The sequence below is a fragment of the Pantoea sp. CTOTU49201 genome (genome assembly GCF_032054795.1).
In the GTDB taxonomy this organism is placed as follows: domain Bacteria; phylum Pseudomonadota; class Gammaproteobacteria; order Enterobacterales; family Enterobacteriaceae; genus Pantoea; species Pantoea symbiotica.
In genome coordinates this window covers 1-3180 of the sequence record NZ_DAMBSA010000478.1, presented here as the reverse complement: position 1 = coordinate 3180, position 3180 = coordinate 1, and the positions used below count along the sequence as shown (strand labels likewise).

4 protein-coding genes are annotated in these 3180 nt (G+C 55.3%); all 4 read left to right on the top strand.

What is annotated here, in order from left to right:
- On the top strand, positions 1-185 hold a 185-nt coding region (locus RTY00_RS22455; RefSeq protein ID WP_312666346.1), incomplete at its 5' end, for a hypothetical protein.
- Complete coding sequence (locus RTY00_RS22450; protein WP_312666344.1) at positions 182-1282, top strand: AbrB family transcriptional regulator; 1101 nt, start codon at positions 182-184, stop codon at positions 1280-1282. The genes RTY00_RS22455 and RTY00_RS22450, both read left to right, overlap by 4 nt.
- Positions 1279-1791 carry a flavin reductase gene (locus RTY00_RS22445; RefSeq protein ID WP_312666342.1) on the top strand — a complete coding sequence of 171 codons (513 nt, stop codon included), beginning with the start codon at positions 1279-1281 and terminating at the stop codon, positions 1789-1791. The genes RTY00_RS22450 and RTY00_RS22445 overlap by 4 nt, the downstream gene beginning before the upstream one ends.
- 25 nt (positions 1792-1816) lie before the next feature.
- Positions 1817-2860 (top strand): 2,5-dihydroxypyridine 5,6-dioxygenase, encoded by a 1044-nt coding sequence (locus RTY00_RS22440; RefSeq protein WP_312666340.1) that lies wholly within the window; start codon positions 1817-1819, stop codon positions 2858-2860.
- Positions 2861-3180 lie beyond the last annotated feature (320 nt).

The following is a 3180-nucleotide window of genomic DNA, read 5'->3' as shown; positions in this document are numbered from 1 at the left end:
TTAACCAGGTCTGGACGCTGCTGCATACGCCATGCATTACCGTACCGGCCACGCGCGGCCCGAAAGGATTGCCGGTAGGCATTCAGCTGGTTGGCCGCATTGGCGACGATGCGCGTCTGCTGCACGGCGCGGCGTGGGTTGAGGATCATTTAGCGGTTAATCAGGATTTCACAGGAGTGATATGAAACTCACCGCGTCAGCTGTTTCGCCATCGCGCAGTAATCAATTGATTCAGTGGGGCGGGCTATTTGTGCTGGCTACAGCCATCTCTCAGTTGCTGACGCTGATCAACTTCCCGGCGGCGGCGCTGCTAGGTTCCATGTTGGCCGGCGTATGCTTTGCCGTCAGCGGTAATGAGCGCCGATTGTGGCGACCGGTCTTTCTGCTGGCACAAGGTGTGGCCGGTTGCCTGATCGCTACCAATCTGACGCCGGTGATTTTGCTTTCGGTCATCGGCAACTGGCCGATTTTATTGCTGTCGGTGTCGGCCACGCTGTTGTTCTCATTCTCCATCAGCTGGGCGATCCGCTATTTCGGCAAAGTCTCGGCAGAAACGGCGATCTGGGCGGCGATGCCGGGTATGTCGAGCGCCATGGTGATTATCGCCTATGAACGTAACGCTGACGGGCGCGTGGTGGCGCTTGTGCAATATATCCGGCTCGCATCTGTGGTGCTGGCGGTCACACTGGTTTCTCACCTGTTTGCGACGCCTGCCACAGTAATCACCAGCGCCAGCTTGTTTAGCTTCACGCCGATTACCCTTAGCGCGTTATGCAGCACACTGGCCATTGCCGCACTGGGGGCGCTGGCGACGCGCTACATCAGTTTTTTACCGGCGGCGGCGATGATGGTACCGCTGATCATCGGCGCGCTACTGAGTGCCAGTGATATCTACCATATGACACTGCCTGGCTGGGTACTGAATCTTGCGTTTGCTGCCATCGGGCTGGAAGTGGGGCTCAAGTTTACGCGCGAAATCTTGCTGCGTCTGATTCGTTTAATTCCGCTGGCGCTGTTGGCTTCGCTGGCACTGATTGCCCTCAGCGCACTGTTTTCACTGCTGCTTAGCTATCTGATGAACGTCGATCTGCTGACGGCCTTTCTGGCTACCGTGCCAGGCAGCATCGACTCCGTGGCGATAGTGGCGATTGCCAGCCACGTTGATGTGACCTTTGTACTGGCGTTACAAACCGTACGCATGTTTGTGGTGGTATTGGGCGCGCCTTTTTTTGTGCGGCAATTGCGCCGTTTACCCGGCTGGGAACGAGAGGAACTGAGATGACAACCATTGAAATACCTTTGGAAGAGCAGTTTAAGAGCGCAATGCGTCAATTAGCCACGGCGGTAAACATCATTACCACCGGTGCAGGAGAAGGGCGACGGGGCTTGACTGCCTCGGCGGTGTGCAGCCTGACGGTGACGCCACCAATGGTGCTGATCTGCGTTAACCATTTTGGCGAAGCGCATCGCGCCATGCTGGAGAACGGCACCTTTTGCGTCAACGTGTTAACAGCTGACCAGCGTTTTCTGGCGGATATCTTTGCCGGCCAGGCGGGCGTGCCACCCAACGAGCGCTTTCATCATGCTGACTGGAGCGAACTCGCCAGCGGCGCACCGGCGCTGGATAACGCTCTGGTCAATCTTGACTGCCGCATCGCGGAACGCGTGCAGACCTCCACCCACAGCGTGTTTTTTGGTGCGGTGGAGGCGATTCGCTTCGGCCACGCGCATCCACCGTTACTGCATTTCGATCGTCAATATTTCTCCCTGGCGGCGCCTGGCATCGCCTGAATCTCATTTTTGCGAGGAGCATAAGATGGCTGTAAGTGATAGCGACTTAGTTAAAGGTTGGCAGCAGGTTTTGAGCATGTGTCAATTAAAGGCGGGCGAGCAGGTCACCATTCTCACCAGCACCGATTCGCATCCGCAGGTGGTGAATACCTGTGAAATCGCCTGTGGTTTGCTGGGTGGCATTGTTACGCGTCTGGTGCTGCCACCGATGAACGGCGAAAAAGCGCTGAGCCCGGATAAGTCAGGTTACGTGGGTAAAACCGCGCTGGAAACCAACACCGTGGCGCTGAATGCTCTGAAAAGTAGCGATCTGATTATCGATACCATGCTGCTGTTGTTTTCGCCTGAGCAGGAAGAGATCCTCAAAGCCAATACGCGCATGCTGCTGGCGGTGGAACCGCCGGAAATCCTGTTGCGCTTGCTGCCGACCATGGCAGATAAACAGCGAGCACTGGCGGCGACCAGACGGCTGCAGCAGGCGAAAGCCATGACGGTTACCTCGGCGGCGGGCACCCAGTTTAGCTGCGCAATCGGTGATTATCCGGTGCTGACGCAATATGGCTTTTCCGATGAGCCAGGCAAGTGGGATCACTGGCCAAGCTGCTTCATCGCCCGTTGGCCGAATGAGGGCAGCGCTAACGGTAAAATCGTGATTGATAGCGGTGATATCTTGCTGCCGTTCAAGCGCTATGTGCGTGACCCGGTCACCTTGGTTATTGAGGAGGGATATATTCGCAGTATCGAGGGCGGCTTTGACGCGGAGTTTATGCGTAACTTTATGGATTCCTTCAACGATCCGGAAGCTTACGCCATGGCGCATGTTGGCTGGGGATTAATGACGCGCGCCCACTGGAGCACCTTAGGTCTGTACGATCGTCAATCCACTATCGGCATGGATGCGCGTGCCTTCGCCGGTAACTTCCTGTTCTCCAGCGGACCCAATACCGAAGCGGGTGGCTCGCGTGATACGCCGTGCCATCTCGATATCCCACTGCGAAACTGTTCGCTGTCGCTGGATGGTGAACCGATGACCATCGACGGCAAAGTGATCGCCGAAGATCAGCGTTAAGCACGTCACCAGGTGCGCATTCCTGCGCACCTCACCGTAAATAAAATCTTCTGCCGAATAGTGCCATTAGCAAATAAGAATTTTTACCTTCCGCCTTAGCGTAAAACACCTTAAATTCACGCCGACGAGCAGTGCCAGTCACAACAGATTGGGTATTTTAACAACAATCAAATAAACATTTTTGCATGCCATCTATTCATGGCAGTGAGGCTTTGTATGCTTTTAAAACGCAGCTGTAATATCGCTATTGTCGTGCTGGTTATGTTTTCTGTTACCGCTTGTGGCATGTCTCATCGTGGCAGAAATACCGCGATTGGTGC

Excerpts from the sequence above, each read along its gene's own strand:
- RTY00_RS22450 (WP_312666344.1), top strand. The coding sequence starts at position 182 with ATGAAACTCACCGCGTCAGCTGTTTCGCCATCGCGCAGTAATCAATTG.
- RTY00_RS22445 (WP_312666342.1), top strand. The coding sequence starts at position 1,279 with ATGACAACCATTGAAATACCTTTGGAAGAGCAGTTTAAGAGCGCAATG.
- RTY00_RS22440 (WP_312666340.1), top strand. The coding sequence starts at position 1,817 with ATGGCTGTAAGTGATAGCGACTTAGTTAAAGGTTGGCAGCAGGTTTTG.